We start from the raw sequence: 14,551 nt of genomic DNA, 5'->3' as shown, positions 1-14,551 counted from the left end.
TTGGATTTTGTATACGAACTACTTTTCGTTAGTCACCTTATTTAATATCCAACCAACAAAACCAGGTTGTTCTCTAATATATCCAATTAAGCTATTCTCATCTTCCTTAATTGTTTTACCATATTCAAAAACGGCCAGGCTTTTCTCGGTAAATAAAAGCCATTCTTTAGAAATGTTAACATCACTAAGAGCGTTTATATCAATAATGATGTAATCAAATTCTTTCTTTAGAATGTCAAAGCCGTTTTTCAAATTCATCAGGTTCTGTATTTCTAACAACGAGTTGCGCTCATGGCTTTTATTCATAATGGTGATCAAATCCTCTGTATGAAAGCTTTTCTTCACCAAAAATGTTTGAAAACTTTGGCTGGCTACCAAACCTTTTTCTTCGCTGACATGCGTAGGGAGATCATCGGCAATAAGTAAAACCTTTTTGCCAGTTAAAGCAAAAGCATAAGCAAGGCTATAACTAATAAAAGTTTTACCGGCACCTGAAGCTAAGCTGGTGATCCCCAAAATCTTTTGATTTTCGGCTTCCATTCGGTTAAAGATTTCAAACCTAAGCGAACGTATTTGCTCTTTATAGACAGTAAACTTTTTATTGTTGCTTTTATCATTCCAGATATCGCGAAAGTTTTTTTCTTTAACCTCGAGTGAGTTAACGTTACCAATAACTGAAGATTTGGTTACAATTTGCAATTGCTTAGCATCTTTAATTGATGAATCTACAATAACAAGCAGAAAAATAAATCCTAAACAAAGTCCTAAACTGCCTACGCCGGATCCGGCAAGATAGAGTACATTTTTAGAAGGTTTTGGATTTCCAGGCAAGCCCAATTGTTCAATTTCAAGGTTAAGGCCAAAACGCTGATCCGTTTTATTCTGATTAAAACGATCTAATGCAGTCATATAATCTTTTGTGGCGAGTTCTGCATCACGCTCATAATTCTGAATATCAGCATCAAATGGCACCATGCTACTGTATCTACCTCTCAGCACGCTCAATTCACCGTCGATAGATCGAATGCTGCTTCTCGCTTGCTGAAGTGCAATTTCCAATGCAAGCTTTTGTTGAACCAGATTTTGTTTGGAAGACCTGGGGTCAAGAACATTTTCATCTATATTTGTGGCACTTCGTGTCGATAATATCCGATTTAATGAATCAATTTTACGTTGATCACTGGCTTTAAAACCACCATCAATAAAGGCATTATTGGCTAATTGGAGCTGGCGTTTAACATTTATAATTTCTCGATTATCTGTCCTACTACTCCCATTGATAAACCCATCACTACCTCTTAACTTACTTTCGATGGTGGCAATAGCACCGGCGTTCGATTGGATTACTCTCATAGCCTCTGCTCGCTGAGATTCATATTGAGAAATTTGACCGTAAACTGTTGCCGACTGTTCACTTAGGTTAAGAACCCCCTTAGTCCTTTTGAAGTTGGAAAGCTGCTCGTTTTTAGCATCCATCATTTTCCTTTTTACCAGCAATAACGAATCGAGTATCTTAGCAGAAGAATTCTGATTAAGTGAAACATCGGTTGTATAATTACTAATAAATTCTGTGGAAAGCGTATTCACCACATAGGCAGAAAGCGATGGGTTTTCTGAAGCAAAACTAACCGTAATTAAATCACTTGTTCCGGCATGGTTTACTTCTAAGTCTGCAACCAAGGCATCTTCAGAATAACCCATTTCGGCGGCGATTTGATAAAGTTTGTATTTACCTTTATTATCATTTAAGGTTAATATAGCTTTATCATTTAATTTCTTTCGAAATTTTCCCATAATCTCGTTCTTATCTGCAGCTGTATAAGATTCGAATGATTCTGGTAAGGGTTTAAAAGCTTGTTTTGGATTATCCAAATCATGTAAAATCAAATTATATGAAAGGATATTGATAATCTTCTTCATTGTAAATTTCTCAACGATATTGGCAAATTGTTGATTTACCGCAAAGAAATCTACTGTTTCATTACTAATCACTTTCTTTGAGGGATCCAGCAATCCTGTGGAAATCCGCGCTTCCGATATATACTGTTGAGGCAGGCGCCTTACAAAGAAAAAGGTAATTAATACTACTGATATTGGAAGTAAAATAATCAACCATTTAAATCTGAGTGCCTGTCTTAAAAATAATTTAAAATTCATTACTTAATTTTTATTTTCCTTCAGGAAGTTTTTGTCCAATAATTTCCTCCAACAGATCTCTTACTTTTAAAAAGTTAGTTTCTGCAGTAATCTTTTGTGTTTGAGCATTTGCCTGGTCCATTCTAGATTGGTTGTAAACATCTAAAGTAACTGCGCTGGTTTCAAATTTTCTACGCAAGCTTTCCGCTACACCTTTACTATCTACTGAGTTCTGTGTAGCGATTTTAAGTTGTGCCTTTTGTTCGATATAGTCGTAATATCTTTTTTTAACTTCAATGGCTAACTGATTATCAAAATCCAATTCCTGCAACTTCGCAACTTTGTAATCAGCTTTTGCTTTCTTAACAATAAACGGTTTTTGCATTAAAGCTCCAAGATTAATATTGAGACCTAATTGAAAACCATTTACGTTATAGGGGTTTACTGGATCGATCGCGACTTTTCGCTCTGGCCGGTAAAAATATGAGGCGTTGAAAATATCAAGATAGGAAACATTTGCTAAACCTATACTTGTTTTGACACTTTCAGTCATCGCATACTGAATTTTGCGCTTGCCATAATTTTGCTTAGCCAAAGCAATGTAAGTATCAATATCTGCAGGTTTTATGTCGCTAAGAATAGATTCTTGGGCATGAACCTGTGAGCAAAAAAGCGTAACGAATAGCACCGTAATTTTTAATAAATTTTTCATTTGTTAATTTTCAATTAATAGTATTACACATCTTCCTTTTGGATCAGTGCGGGTAATGTTTTAAGAATAATTTTAAAATCTAATAGAATAGAATAGTTATTGGCATAGTAATTATCCAATTCCTTTCGCTCACTTTCCGACATATCTTTCTTTCCTCGGCGGCTAATTTGCCATAAGCCAGTTAATCCGGCAGGTCCATTAAAGCGGGTAGACCATTTGTTGGTTGTGAGCTGTTCGGCTTCGTAAAGTGGTAAAGGTCTGTTTCCTACCAAAGACATATCGCCTAGTAAAACATTAATAAGCTGCGGCAACTCATCAACACTCGTTTTTCTTAAAAATTTCCCTACCCTGGTAATTCGCGGATCATTAGAAAATTTCACGAAGGCTGATTTTCCATTCTTTCCGCCTTCGTTGGCATATTGATTAAGACCAGAAAGCTGATCGATCATTTTATCGGCATCGCTTCGCATGGATCTAAACTTATAAAAATCAAAAATGCGATAGCCCGCACCCACTCTTTTGCTTTTATAAACGACTGGGCCTTTAGATTCTAGCTTTACAATTATGGCAATAAGAAGGAAAAATGGAGCTAAAAAGAAAAGAGCAGTTCCGGAGACAACGATATCAAAAATGCGCTTAGATAAGGGCATCTGATATTTATCTTCCATTACAGCTCCAAGCTCCATGATATTCGGCTTGATAGACTTAAATTTCAATAGAAAATCTATCCGGTAAATAAAATCTTGCTTGGGAAAAGGAAAGATATAGTAATCGTTTACCTTGAGCATCAGCGATTTTCTCCGATAAATGCTACTTTCAACGGTACCAATCAATACAATAATCAACCTTTTTAATACGGGATGATTGCGGATAAGCGATACCTGTTCGAAACATTTGTCATTTCCATCTACCTCAATCATAATCATATCGGGCAAGCTTAAAAAAGTTTGCGCCTGAATATAATTATCAAAATCAACGATGAAATCAAGGTTTTTGAAATGATCTCCAATGTGATCGGCTACCTTTTGAGCCAACAATTTACCATAATAAACCACCTTTACATTTGTAGGTTGTGGTTCGACTGTTGTATGAGACATTAGGCAATTAGAGAGCTAATTTGGCTTTTTAATTTAGTAGGATTAAAAGGCTTTTCCATATAACTATCTACTTTAAAAGTCATACCCTTTACTTTCTCTTCCAAATTTTCTTCCCCCGATAAAAGCATAACCGGTGTGTTTCTGTATAAACCGCTTAGCTTTAAAATCTGTATAAACAAACTTCCATCAAAATAAGGCATTCTCAAACTAGATATCACCAAGTCTGGATCATTGCCCTCTTCAAGCCAACTTAAAGCTTCAATGCCATTCGTTTTAATAGTTAAATGATATTCTGAGGCCAAAATGAAGTGAAATAATTTGCCTAGATTTAAGCCACCATCCACAATAAGTATGTGTTTCTTGCTTATACTTTTCCTTAAACTTTTTAATAATAGTTTTTTCATAAAATGAATGCTTAAAAATATAATTAACTGGTTTATAGATTAGCAACCGTATAGTAATTTTCAACCACTGTAAAGGTGAGGTTTAGCGTGATTTTGGACAATAGCCCGATAGGGCTAATATTTGAAAATGAAATGCAGAATTAATTTAAAATACCTAATAATGAGCACTTTAAATACCTCTATAGATGTACAGAGAGAAAAATGCAGGGCAGAAATCAGGAATAGTTTAGAAGGCCAGGTTTAATCCTGGCGACTTTAATTTTAAGATCAGGTATGATCAGGAAAAATGTATTTTTTTTTTAATAAAATTGCGGGGTTGCCTACCATTACCGAATTGTCTTCCACATCTTTGGTAACTACCGATCCCGCCCCGATAACAACATTATTACCAATTTTAATATCGCCAATAATCACCACGTTAACCCCGATATCTACATTATTACCAATAACGGGGGCAGCGCTACAGGTTCCAGTTTCTGTTATCTTACAACTGATATTGGTTGCCTGCCTTAAATTGCAGTTTTCACCGATAACTGTTTTACTACTAATAACGGTTCCAAAACCATATTGTATCTTGAGGCCCTTCCCAATTCTTGCACCAGAATTTAGGCCGATGTTAAGCACCCAACCAATTAAGAATTTATAGAAAAGCAAATACCAAAAGAACAGATACCGCAAGATTTTATGTTGGTACACCAAAGAGGAGAGTCTGAAGAGAATCATGATCATCCTCGATTTGAAATTCCCCTTATTCTCCTGCCAATCTTGAAATATACCAGCTTTAAAAATGAGCTGATTATCTAACCTCATTATTTTTTTTGTAAATCATATATCGTGAATGATCGAAACCACACGCCTTACTTTGCGAGGAAGATTTAAATCATATACAAAAATAAGATTTGCAAAAAGGCTTTTCAATAGCCCTTAAATACCAAACGAATAACTGTTAAACGCTGCCTTTGAGGCAAAATTTATAATTATTTAGCCTCTACAAAAATAGGTGTTTCGCTAACCTCAAGTTGTACAATTCCATTTTTAGTATCTACAACTCTACTGTTCATTTGATTTTTCCCAACGGCAAGTGTATAAATAACAGCTTGTTTTGCCGAACCTAAATTCAAATCATAGCCTGCAGTACGGCCAATTTCATCAGGAACAGTAAGTACATACATTTTTTTATCGTTTAAAGCGTATACATCCACAATAGGATCAGCTTTAAGTGAAGATTCATAATGATATTCTCCTAATAATTTATTGGTTTGCAGAACATAGTCTGCAGAGGGCCGCTTGCCACCACCAGGGTTGATAAAACCTGATGAAGTATATTGAGTCCAGCTGTTTACGTCAACATTATCCAGCATATAAAAAATACATTTGGATACACCAGTTCTGGCATACAAGAGTGCAGTACGTAAATTCCAGTCTGCTTGAGTAATTAGAGCACTCTTATTGCCAATTTTAATGGCCCTTTGCGAAGTATGTTCACCAGAATCATAGCCAGTTTCAGTAACCCAAACCGGGATGTTGCCCGCAACCTTTTTAGACATCGCCGAAAACTGATTGGCAACGGATTGTAAATTAGAAAGTTCTGGCGCCATTCCTTTGGTTGCATTTCCGTTATTTCTAAATGCATCGTTCGAATAGAGATGGTAGTTAATCACATCAAAACACAGATTAATTTCCCCATTTGCTTTTTTCCCCCTGTGTATTTCACACCATTTGATCATCTTCTCAACAAACTGTGGACTTGGGTCTGCTAATCCACCCATTACAACTATCATATTCGGATCGGCATTTTTTACACCGAAGCCTTTTCCTAATTTGCCCTGGTGCCCATCATAAAAGGCCGACATGTTCGCGGCATATTCTTCAGGAGACTGCTTGGCTAAATCACCCTTCCACCATTTATCACGTTCATTGTCACATTCGATGTATTTAACGATATCTAAACCAACTTTTTTAACATTTCTGGTATCATCTCTCCAACGGATAGATGGATCAATTAGGAGCAAATTAGTATCTACTTTAGTGTTTGAGCCATATCTTGCTGCCAATTGAAAAGCGGCCCTTGCCTGTTTGATATAACTTTCAGGTTTGCTTCTATCTAAACCATAAGGTGCAGGTACATTTTCCGGGTCTCGCTGGTTTGCAGGATAGGTAGCAAGTAACCAGCTTGGACAACTCTTAACATCTATCAAAACATATTTGCCTGCATTTTTTAACGATTGGTAAATAAGATCATAATCCCAGCCACCATTATGTGCCGGACCAAAAGTAAAAACACCATCTTTTGGCTCAATCTTATCCCACTCTAAGTAATGCCGAACTCCGGTAAATATTTTGACATTATCAAATTTAGTCGGATCAATTTGATTATGCGCCACATCGGAAGACATATCCCATTCAAATGCATTTATACCTAAATATTCTTTGAATGCAATACCGTTGCTCGGCAAATTAGGAGATTTGATCAAATTAAGCGGCTGATCTTCAATAGCAATTGACCTTTTACAGGAATTCGATAAAAGAATTACCAGTAGACTGGTAATAGTTAAGATAGATTTGAACATTTCGGGAGATTTGCATCTAAAATAGCAATTTTCTTTTTGTAACGAACAAATTTTTAAAAAGATTTTCGAATTAAACAGCGTTACCCAGAATGAATACAGTTTGCTTAGTATCCAGAAGGAAAATGAACTCCACTAGCCCTTTACTTTTTGACGTCTTGGTAATTTTGACAACTCGGCCCCTGGATTCGTATTCATCAATTATTTCATCGCCGAGTTTTATTTTATTCAATTTAACTATTGGAGTAATGAAGCCTAATCTGATCATAATGACTGAATTAAATAGCATCTTCAAACCACTACATGTAAAATTTAAAGCAGAAATAGTAGATTCAAGAATGATATAAATAGCCTTGCAATATTGATACCAATCATATATTTACAGGAAAGAAAGCCCCTGTGCTAGCTGTTAGTAAGGAATTAGGTGCAATATGGCGATTAAAACGAAAGTTCAATTAGTTATAGTTATACTCTTTAAATTTATTCAGCGCTTCAATTTTGTTTTGAACATGAAGTCTTTTATAAATGTTTTTACAGTGATTCTTAACGGTATTAGGGCTAATAAAAAGCTGATCTGAAATCTCTTTGTAAAGCAAGCCCTTACTTAAAAGAGATAATACTTCCAATTCCCTGGCGCTTAAACCCAAGTCTACTCTTTTAGTCCCAGCATCCTTGTTTTGAAGTAAACTGATTACTTTACGAGCGATGAATGGACTCATGGGAGAACCACCTTCATAAAGGTCAATTAAGGCATCATGAATTTCAGCTGTTGTTGACCCTTTAATAATATAACCTGCCGCACCGGCCTTTAATGCACTAAATATTTTTTCGTCATTCTGAAAACCGGTACACATTAAAAACTGAGTATTCAGATTATTGGTTTTACTTTCCAAAATAACATCAATGCCTGATTTATTCTTCAGTTTAATATCAACGATCACAATATCCGGTGTGTTTACTGGCAGGCATTCTAGTGCCTCTTCAGCAGTTGCATAGATGCCTTTGATTTGGAAAAAATCATTTTCCTTAATGGCATTTACAAGACTCATGCGATAATAATCGTGATCCTCAATTATTGAAATAGAAATCATACAGTTAGCTATTTTATTTTTTATATTCGCAGCCACCGATAATAAGAAGATTTACATTAACTTAAACGTTTAAATCTGCTTCGACAGATTTTGTATTTTAAGCTAATCAAACAAGAAAAAATATAGGGGCGACAACTGTTCATTCATCATAACGAATGAACATTAGCAAAACTAAATAATATTAATCTACCGTCAAGATTTAGTTACGTCCTTTTAAATCAACGCGTTAAATAAAGATATACTACTAACTTTACTACAGTAATAAATACAACATAACATAAGATTATATCTACACAAATAGTATTTTACACCTCATAAATGTATAATTAATACTACTATATTTATATATTTTGTGTCATTTAGTGGATTAACATATAAAAACAGAAGATGAATCTAGCGCATATCCCTTTTTATGAGATCAATATTTACTACATTTTATTCACAATAATTCTGTTCATTCTGTTCATTTATTTGATTATAAAATTCTATTTTAATTCAAATTTTTACAGGAAGAATTTTAGAAGTCAGCGCAACTTGATCAATTTGGAGCGGGAAAGAATCAGTAGTGAGATCCACGACGAGATAGGATCAGGCTTAACGGCTGTTAAATTGTATGCCGAACATGCAAGTAGATCTAGATCGGATGTCAAGGAAATTCAAAACATAAAAGTAATGATTGATGAAATTTCACAGAAAATAAATGAGATCATTTGGAGTACAAATTCGGAAAATGATCATCTGGAAAGCCTCGTTTATTTTATAGAGGATCAAGTCCGCCAGTTATTTAAGCATAGTAAAATTCAATTTGAATCGGAAATAGATCAGAATATCCCTCAAAATAAAATTGATAATCAAGGAAAAAGAGAATGCTACCTACTCATCAAAGAGATAGCGCATAATGCATTGAAGCATTCAAAAGCATCGAAGATAAAACTAAATTTTTATTTCAATGGCGGTGATATGATCATAACCGTTAAGGATAATGGCATAGGCTTTGATTTTGAGCAGAATTCAGGAAAAGGAATGGGCCTTGAAAATATTCGAAACCGGACAGAACGGATTAATGGAACAATAACCATCGAACAATATAAAGGCACTATGATCAGTGTAAAGATTCCCTTAAAAGCAGATTTCGTGATCGGTTAAATAGTAATGTGAAAAATCCTGCAACTTCTATCCTCCCTCTAAATTCGTTTAAGACTTTTGATAGCGACTAATCCTGTATGAAATTTTCAGGATTAGTCGCTAAAAATGCAGATTAAACTTTTGCCTTTTAATACACTGCCAGGCGCAACGTTGTATTTTGAATTATTTAACCAATTTCAACAAATAACTACCATAACCACTTTTTACAAGCGGGGTTGCAATTGCCTTGAGTTGTTCGGCGTTAATAAAACCCATGCGATACGCAATTTCCTCGATACATCCGATTTTTAAACCCTGGCGTTCTTCAATAATCTGAACAAATTCTCCAGCCTGCATTAAAGAGGCGAAAGTTCCGGTATCCAACCAGGCCGTACCTCGGCTTAATACGCCTACTTTCAATTTACCCCGCTCCAAATACACACGGTTTACATCGGTAATTTCATATTCGCCACGAGTAGAAGGTTTGATATTTTTTGCAATCTCTACCACTTCATTATCATAAAAATAAAGCCCTGGAACGGCATAATCTGATTTGGGTGAAACAGGTTTTTCCTCGATAGAGATGGCCTTTTTATTTTCATCAAATTCTACCACACCATAACGTTCTGGATCGGCAACCTGGTAAGCAAATACCACTCCCCCATCCGGATCTGAACTGGCTTGTAAGAGCTTAGCCATACCATCACCATGGAAAATATTATCGCCTAAAACGAGTGCTACCTTATCGTTCCCGATAAAATCGGCGCCAATAACGAAAGCCTGTGCTAAACCATTTGGCTCTGCCTGAACAGCGTAACTAAATTTACAGCCCAATGAAGTACCATCACCCAAAAGTTTTTCGAAATTTGGAAGGTCATGTGGTGTAGAAATGATTAGGATTTCTTTAATTCCAGCCAGCATTAAGGTAGACAATGGATAGTAAATCATCGGCTTATCGTAAACCGGCATCATTTGTTTGCTACAAGCAAGTGTTAAAGGATGCAAGCGTGTTCCACTTCCACCGGCTAATATTATACCTTTCATTTGATTTTAAATTTTAGATGTTAGATTGCGCTAAACTCAATCAACTATTGGACGTTAATTATTTTCTTTTAGCTTTTCAATACACTTTACCAAGCTATCTCTCCAATAAGGGATAGTGATATTAAATGTAGATTTAATTTTTGATTTATCCATTACAGAAAAGGCCGGACGAACCGCCTTAGTTGGATAAGCGGAGCCCGGGATAGGATTTGCTTTAACCGTTGTATGACTAATATCGAAAATGGCTTTTGCAAAATCAAACCAGGAAGTTACCCCTTCATTGCTATAATGATACACGCCGTATTGGGTAGAGCCAGATTCAATGATATCAAAAATAGCGTGAGCTAGATCAATAGCATAAGTTGGTGTTCCTACCTGATCAGCGATGATATTTAGCTCCTCTCTTTCTGCCCCTAACTTCAGCATTGTTTTCACAAAATTATTGGCATATTCAGAATAGAGCCAACTGGTGCGAAGGATAAAATGTTCATTGATCAATGCCACCACTGCTTTCTCGCCATCCAATTTAGTTTGTCCGTATACATTAATGGGGTTTGCTTCATCGTTTTCTGACAAAAGCTTCACCACATTTCCTTCAAAGACAAAATCGGTAGAAACATGAATTAAAGTGGCCTGATTGGAAGCACAAGCCAAAGCTAGATTTGCCGCTCCTGTTTCATTTACTGCCTTTGCCAAGTCCACTTCGTCCTCCGCTTTATCTACAGCTGTGTATGCAGCGCAGTTAATTACAAAAGCCGGCTGCTCCTCTTGCAGCAAAGATTCTAATCCAGGTTGGTTCAAAATATTGGCCTCTGCCTCGGCTGGAAAAACGATATCAGTAATCCCTCTTCGTTCTGCAACGGTTTTCAGGCATTGTCCCAACTGACCGCCTGCACCTATGATTAATATTTTACCCATGATGAAGTTCAGCGAAAGGTTTTAATAAAAGATCTTTGTCAGAAATTGAGGCCTGATCAGCCGGAATTAACCAATCGATGTTTAAATCGGTATCATTGTAAATCACGCCGGTTTCAGAAGCTTTGTTAAAATAGTTATCACACTTATACAAAAATTCTGCAGTCTCACTTAGCACGGAAAATCCATGCACAAAACCTCTTGGAATATACAATTGCAATTTATTCTCCGCACTTAACCTGACAGCAACGTGTTTTCCATAGGTTGGTGAACCTGGGCGGGCATCAACAGCAACATCCAAAACCTCTCCTTTGGTTACACGAACGAGTTTCGCTTGTGCAAATGCTCCTGTTTGGGCATGTAAGCCTCTGATTACTCCATAAGAGGAAAAAGACTGATTATCCTGAACGAAATCGCCAGATAATCCAGTTTTTTCCTCAAAAGTTTGTTTATTAAAACTCTCGAAAAAGTATCCACGTGCATCTTCAAAAACCCGTGGCTTGATAATGATACAGTCCTTTAAACCTGTCTGCTCAATTTCCATTATTTATTATTGTACTGTGATTCGTAGTAAGATTGGTAATTACCTGAAGTAACGTTATTTAACCAGTCTTCATTTTGAAGATACCAATCAACCGTTTTGGCTAAACCTTCTTCAAATTGTAAACTAGGCACCCAATCTAATTGGTTTTGTAGTTTCGAAGAATCAATGGCGTAACGTAAATCGTGGCCGGCACGGTCAGTAACATAGGTGATCAACTTAGCAGATTCACCAGCTTCACGACCTAATTTCTGATCCATAATATTGCATAATAAATTGATTAAATCAATGTTTTTCCATTCATTATGGCCGCCGATATTGTATGTGTCACCTGTTTTCGAGTTGTGGAAAATTACATCAATCGCACGGGCGTGGTCTTCTACCCATAACCAATCGCGAACATTTTCTCCCTTACCATAAACAGGCACAGGTTTGTTATTTTTAATATTGTTTATGGCTAATGGAATCAGTTTTTCAGGAAAGTGGTGTGAACCGTAATTGTTTGAGCAGTTAGAGATTACACAATCCATTCCATAAGTATCATGATAAGCCCTTACAAAATGATCTGAACTGGCCTTGGAAGCCGAGTATGGACTATGAGGATCGTAAGCAGTAGTTTCGGTAAACATGCCTTCCTCACCCAAAGCACCATATACCTCATCGGTACTTACGTGATAAAAACGTTTTTTATCATAGTCACCTTTCCAGTATTCACGTGCCGCGTTTAGCAAGTTGACTGTTCCAATCACATTGGTCATCACGAATGCAGTAGGATCAGCAATAGAACGATCGACGTGACTTTCTGCCGCCAGGTGAATCACTGCATCGAAATTTTCATTTTTAAACAAATCCATAATCTCAGCCGCATCGGTAATATCTACCTTTACGAACTTATAATTAGGTTTGTTCTCAATATCAGTTAAATTAGCCAGGTTGCCGGCGTACGTTAAAGCATCAAGATTAACAATCTCGTAATTGGGGTAATTGTTTACAAAGCGGCGGACTACGTGAGAGCCAATAAAGCCTGCCCCACCAGTGATTAGAATTTTTTTCACAGTTATAAATGATTTTCAGTCGGCTAAAATAAGATAGTTATTACAATTAGACAACTTATTAGTACTTAAAGGCTATGGATTAAACGGTATTACTCCAAAAGCAAAGTCGTAAAAGCTTGAGATTTTTATCAAACTCCGTATTCGCTCTAAAGTTGGTTGAAAAAAACATACCTCAATTGGCTGATTGAATGTAGTGCCGCAAGTGGGGTTTACCGGGAATAGAGCAGGTAATTACAATTTCTTATTTAGTTGATATCTTTTTATCTGAAACCATATCGATATAAACATCTGGCAAAGCCAGAGTTAAACAACGTTGAACTGTGTGATTAGATAGATCATGCCTATCGACTTGCTTCCATGTGTCATAGCATTCTTAAGGCAAAAATATAATCCTTATAAAAAAGAACGATTAGCTTATAGTGCCGCCACCGAACTTTCCAGCTCTTTATACCAATCTTCTCCATACTTTCGGATTAGTGGTCCTTTTAAAAAACTGTATACCGGCACTTTCAATTCCCTTCCAAAAGTACAGGCATCATGACAAATGTGCCAACGGTCGTAATTGAGTACATCAAATTCAGGATATTTGGTGATGCGGATAGGATACAAATGGCAAGAAATGGGTTTCTGCCAGTCTACGATTCCCTGTTCGTAAGCTTTTTCAATGGCACATTTGGTAATGCCGCCCTCAAAAAGCACGTACGCACATTCTTTGTTTTTATCAACACAAGGCGTGGTTAAATCGCCATCTTCATCCACTACATAAACGCCCTGTTCTTCAATGGCTTGAATACCTTTTTCATTCAGCAAGTGTTTGATTTTTGGGTAGATTTCTTCCAGAACAGCGGTTTCATCATGATCCAGTGGAGCACCCGAATCTCCTTCTACACAGCAGATCCCTTTGCATTTGCTGAGGTTACAAACAAAGTTTTCCTTTAAAACGTCTTCGTGCACCAGCACTTGTTCCACTTCTATCATCATTATTCTTTTGCTAAAGCATATTTTAAGCCTGCGGCTGATTTTAATTCCATGGTTACGGCGCCAACTAGAATTTCTACCTGCGCTTTTACAGGCACCCTGTTACCATCGTCGGTAACCCACAAATACAGCCGGCTATCTTTTTTAAATATCCGGCCTGGTTTAATGGATGGACTAAATTTTAAACAACGGATGTTCCCTAGTTTACTTTTAATGGTTTCTTTACCCACATATTCAATTTCTAAAGCAGAAACTTCATCCTGCAGGAAATAGTTCAGCTTGAAACTATCGCCAACTTTAAGCTTAGAAATATCCAGACTTCTTGCGAAGTAATATGCGGAAACCAAATCAAAAGTCTGTGTAGTTGGAGTAGTAAAAGTACCCCTGTTAGATACTATCTTTTTCCCGTCCTGATTGAACCGAGCTTTATCCTGTCGCTTATAACTTGACTCCCTTATATTTTCCTGATAAAAATAAGGCAACAAATCCTTTTTATCAATGTACGAATCGTAATGATCTCTGATCTTATAAAAAACATCAAAGGTTCCTGATGTTTGCGCATCAACAGTAAGCTTGTAAGTTGGCCTATTATCAAAAACTAAATCAGAATTGGTTACTTTGATGGTTGCTTCTGCAGCCGTAATAAAGCCGTATCGCAACTTATATTGTAAGGTTTCTCCTTCCTGAAAAACCGGATCCTTCTTGAGCGGCAACTCTTGCGCCTGCAGCTTAAATGCTCCAATGGCTATCGTGAATAATAAGATTAATTTTTTCATTTGCTGTGCGTTTCGTTTGTGTGTTATGATGATAACGATTGAGAATGTTATGCTATATCATCAATCCGAAATATATACAAAAAGCCAACCAAACTAAAATTATTTAAACG

Annotated in this window: 14 protein-coding genes; 1 reads left to right on the top strand and 13 read right to left on the bottom strand. The window is 36.5% G+C overall.

The annotated features are described in order from the left end of the window. Positions 1 to 18: 18 nt before the first annotated feature. From ASE92_RS14695 to ASE92_RS14660, 7 genes are all read right to left on the bottom strand, one after another. Positions 19 to 2,157: a DEAD/DEAH box helicase family protein gene (locus ASE92_RS14695; protein ID WP_056850855.1), complete on the bottom strand. Its 2,139-nt coding sequence runs from the start codon at positions 2,155 to 2,157 to the stop codon at positions 19 to 21. Between the two features lie 10 nt (positions 2,158 to 2,167). After that, positions 2,168 to 2,848 carry a TolC family protein gene (locus ASE92_RS14690; RefSeq protein WP_056850854.1) on the bottom strand — a complete coding sequence of 227 codons (681 nt, stop codon included), beginning with the start codon at positions 2,846 to 2,848 and terminating at the stop codon, positions 2,168 to 2,170. Positions 2,849 to 2,871: 23 nt separating this feature from the next. After that, positions 2,872 to 3,945, bottom strand: coding sequence for a sugar transferase (locus ASE92_RS14685; protein ID WP_056850853.1), 1,074 nt, complete (start codon positions 3,943 to 3,945; stop codon positions 2,872 to 2,874). Beyond that, positions 3,945 to 4,349 carry a PleD family two-component system response regulator gene (locus tag ASE92_RS14680; RefSeq protein WP_056850852.1) on the bottom strand — a complete coding sequence of 135 codons (405 nt, stop codon included), beginning with the start codon at positions 4,347 to 4,349 and terminating at the stop codon, positions 3,945 to 3,947. The genes ASE92_RS14685 and ASE92_RS14680 overlap by 1 nt, the downstream gene beginning before the upstream one ends. 267 nt (positions 4,350 to 4,616) lie before the next feature. Next, entirely contained in the window at positions 4,617 to 5,159 is a 543-nt protein-coding gene (locus ASE92_RS14675) for a serine O-acetyltransferase (protein WP_056850851.1), read from the bottom strand. A 167-nt stretch (positions 5,160 to 5,326) separates the two neighbouring features. Continuing rightward, on the bottom strand, positions 5,327 to 6,919 hold the full coding sequence (locus tag ASE92_RS14670) for a hypothetical protein (RefSeq protein ID WP_056850850.1): 1,593 nt from the start codon (positions 6,917 to 6,919) through the stop codon (positions 5,327 to 5,329). A 452-nt stretch (positions 6,920 to 7,371) separates the two neighbouring features. Next, a complete protein-coding gene (locus ASE92_RS14660; RefSeq protein ID WP_157255754.1) occupies positions 7,372 to 8,007 on the bottom strand; it encodes a LuxR C-terminal-related transcriptional regulator in 636 nt (211 codons plus the stop codon). A 387-nt stretch (positions 8,008 to 8,394) separates the two neighbouring features. On the opposite strand from ASE92_RS14660, the gene ASE92_RS21610 reads away from it, so the two are divergent. After that, on the top strand, positions 8,395 to 9,153 hold the full coding sequence (locus tag ASE92_RS21610) for a sensor histidine kinase (protein ID WP_056850847.1): 759 nt from the start codon (positions 8,395 to 8,397) through the stop codon (positions 9,151 to 9,153). 162 nt (positions 9,154 to 9,315) lie between these two features. Here the strand turns inward: ASE92_RS21610 and rfbA are convergent, their stop codons facing one another. The 6 genes from rfbA to ASE92_RS14625 all read right to left on the bottom strand — a co-directional run bounded on the left by rfbA (position 9,316) and on the right by ASE92_RS14625 (position 14,441). After that, the gene (gene rfbA / locus ASE92_RS14650; RefSeq protein ID WP_056850846.1) at positions 9,316 to 10,176 is read right to left on the bottom strand and encodes a glucose-1-phosphate thymidylyltransferase RfbA; all 861 of its coding nucleotides are present in this window, start codon (positions 10,174 to 10,176) and stop codon (positions 9,316 to 9,318) included. Positions 10,177 to 10,230: 54 nt separating this feature from the next. Continuing rightward, on the bottom strand, positions 10,231 to 11,094 hold the full coding sequence (rfbD, locus tag ASE92_RS14645) for a dTDP-4-dehydrorhamnose reductase (RefSeq protein ID WP_056850845.1): 864 nt from the start codon (positions 11,092 to 11,094) through the stop codon (positions 10,231 to 10,233). Continuing rightward, on the bottom strand, positions 11,087 to 11,635 hold the full coding sequence (gene rfbC / locus ASE92_RS14640) for a dTDP-4-dehydrorhamnose 3,5-epimerase (RefSeq protein WP_056850844.1): 549 nt from the start codon (positions 11,633 to 11,635) through the stop codon (positions 11,087 to 11,089). Before rfbC ends, rfbD begins: the two co-directional genes overlap by 8 nt. Next, a complete protein-coding gene (rfbB, locus tag ASE92_RS14635) occupies positions 11,635 to 12,687 on the bottom strand; it encodes a dTDP-glucose 4,6-dehydratase (protein WP_056850843.1) in 1,053 nt (350 codons plus the stop codon). Before rfbB ends, rfbC begins: the two co-directional genes overlap by 1 nt. Positions 12,688 to 13,101: 414 nt before the next feature. Beyond that, on the bottom strand, positions 13,102 to 13,665 hold the full coding sequence (locus ASE92_RS14630) for a DUF3109 family protein (protein WP_056850907.1): 564 nt from the start codon (positions 13,663 to 13,665) through the stop codon (positions 13,102 to 13,104). A 2-nt stretch (positions 13,666 to 13,667) separates the two neighbouring features. Further along, on the bottom strand, positions 13,668 to 14,441 hold the full coding sequence (locus ASE92_RS14625) for a DUF3108 domain-containing protein (protein ID WP_056850842.1): 774 nt from the start codon (positions 14,439 to 14,441) through the stop codon (positions 13,668 to 13,670). Positions 14,442 to 14,551: the final 110 nt, after the last annotated feature.

The organism is Pedobacter sp. Leaf41 (assembly GCF_001422545.1).
GTDB lineage: Bacteria > Bacteroidota > Bacteroidia > Sphingobacteriales > Sphingobacteriaceae > Pedobacter.
Note: the sequence above shows the minus strand (reverse complement) of the source record. Positions and strands in the feature narration are given on the sequence as shown.